2 protein-coding genes and 1 pseudogene are annotated in these 2,225 nt (G+C 43.5%); 2 read left to right on the top strand and 1 reads right to left on the bottom strand.

Annotated features, from left to right (window positions below; translation table 11 throughout):
* Nucleotides 1-130: 130 nt before the first annotated feature.
* Nucleotides 131-250 (top strand): annotated as a pseudogene (locus E5983_RS08945) (IS630 family transposase); the annotation flags it as partial.
* On the opposite strand, the gene E5983_RS08940 reads toward E5983_RS08945, so the two are convergent.
* Nucleotides 244-525: a VTC domain-containing protein gene (locus tag E5983_RS08940; RefSeq protein WP_160333482.1), complete on the bottom strand. Its 282-nt coding sequence runs from the start codon at nt 523-525 to the stop codon at nt 244-246. The pseudogene E5983_RS08945 and the gene E5983_RS08940 overlap by 7 nt on opposite strands.
* Before the next feature lie 200 nt (nt 526-725).
* Between E5983_RS08940 and E5983_RS08935 the strand changes: the two genes are divergently transcribed.
* On the top strand, nt 726-1,997 hold the full coding sequence (locus E5983_RS08935) for a LysM peptidoglycan-binding domain-containing protein (protein WP_202056732.1): 1,272 nt from the start codon (nt 726-728) through the stop codon (nt 1,995-1,997).
* Nucleotides 1,998-2,225: the final 228 nt, after the last annotated feature.

Below are 2,225 nucleotides of genomic sequence, written 5' to 3'. Positions count from 1 at the left end.
GAATCCATTTTTATCCTTAGAACAGATTGAACGACAAGAAAAATCATCAGAAATTGCCATTGTTTTTTGGCAATTTCTGATGATTTTTTAGCTATTTACACGGAGTTGTTTGAGGTATGAATAATTTGGGTTTAAAACACTTGAGGAAGTGATAGATAAACTACAAGAAGTGATTCAAAATTTGCATTGGTCTGATCTAAAATCTATTGTCCATAGAGAATGGCTTTTTTCAGATTTTGAATTTCAATGAGTATTAATTTCTAAGAAGGCCTTGCTACTAGCTTGAGGCTGGGGGTCGTAGAGACGCATGCGGACCTTTTCACGCGCATACTTTTTCGCAATCGAGTCTTGGATGAGGTCGAATTGCTCGGTATCAAAGTAGATGTTGGTAATGGTTGAGGTGGCGTAGGCGTCAGCCTCCATGTAAACCTCCAGGTCTTGCAGAAGCTGTTTTAACACCGTTTTTTCGAGGATGTATTTGGTTTCAATTCGTTTAAATTGTTTTTGGATAATCTTGGTAGGCATTGTAAGCCCCTTTCATATTTTCTGAAAGTAGGATAACCAGTCAAACTCAAAGCAAGCTGAAAGAGGTTGTGAAAATGTCTCATGTGTTACAAAAAGTTACAGAAGTGACACAGTTCTTTTAAGATGAGTTCCAGGGTCTTTTTTTGTTGAAAATTATGATAGTATAGATTTATCACGTTAAGAAAGAGATTCAAATAATTATGAAATTAAATAAAAAAATTATGCTTGCGTCCAGCTTGTTGCTTTCAGTCTTTGCTGGAAATAATAGCGCTCAGGCGACGGATCAAGATGGAAGTTGGGTCGCTCGTACGGTTGACCAAATCCGTGACAATCTTGTTCGTGACAATAACACCTTGACTTATACCGTTCAATATGGTGATACCCTTGGACGGATTGCCGAAGCGATGGGTGTGGATATGGCTGTTTTGGCACGTTTGAACCAAATTGAAAATGTCAATGTTATCCAACCAGGAATGTTGCTTCGTGTAACAGTAGGTGCCAACAACCAACCATTAACGTTTGAAGTGATTAACCCACAATTGGAAGGACCTGCTTCTCATGTGGCCAGCGTTGATTTGACTCGCCAAGAAATCTACACGCAAGATCAAATTATTCCTATGTCTCAAACAAGTGCGACTATTGTTGAAGAGGACAAAGGTCCAACTTACATGGCAACACAACCACCTGCAGTGAACCCAGCAGTGAGTCAAGCTCAAGAACTGGCTCCTGTTGCTGAACAGGCTGAAGTAGTGGCACCTGCTGCTCAAGCACCTGTAGCACCAGCTGTTGAGGCACCAGTAGCTCAACCAGAAGTCGCTGAAGCAGCGCCAGTCGTTGAACAACCTGAAGCACCAGCTGTGGTTGAAACTCCAGCCCAAGAAGTTGCAGCAGAGGAAGCGCCAGCTCCAAGCCCAGCCCCTGAAGCTGTCGAGCCTGAAGTAGCAGCCCCAGCACCAGAGGTTACAGCCCCAGAAGCAGAAACTTCTGAAACGCTACTAGCGGATGAAGAACATAACCATGACCATGATCATGCTGAAGAGCCTGCAGCACCGGTAGAACAACCAGCTGAACCAGCTGCAGTTGAAACACCAGCACCAGCGCAACCAGCCCCAACTGCAACCCCAGTTGATACTTCTGGACTTCAGCCAGTGGCAGCTAACTTTATGCAAGACATTGCCAACCAGTTTGGAATTACCGATTATTCGAAATTCCGTGCGGGTGACCAAGACCACGGACGTGGACTTGCAGTGGATGCTATGGTTTACAATGATGCAGCTCTTGGAAATCAAGTAGCTCAGTACGCTGTAGACAATATCGATTCCGCAAATATTTCTTACATCATCTGGCAACAACGTTTCTATGCACCGGTCAACAACATTTATGGACCTGCTAACACTTGGAATATGATGCCAGACCGTGGTAGTGTAACAGCCAACCATTACGACCACGTTCACATTTCCTTTAACGGATAAGTATAACACTAGATGGGAGTGGGACAGAACTAAATTTGAAAAAATTTAGTTAATTCGCTTTCTTAATTTTGGGCTCATGCTAAAAAGATCCACTGGATCTTTTTACTCCCACCCCCGCAAGGTTGATTAGGTCGGGTTCGGAGTCCTCTCAGCGAGTCAGGAATTGACTCGCTGAGCCTATGATATGGACGAACATGAAATGTTCGCTATCAAGCGAACGATTGGAGT

It is taken from the genome of Streptococcus danieliae, from assembly GCF_009767945.1.
GTDB classification, from domain to species: Bacteria; Bacillota; Bacilli; order Lactobacillales; family Streptococcaceae; genus Streptococcus; species Streptococcus danieliae.
This window is presented reverse-complemented; position numbering and strand designations above follow the sequence as displayed.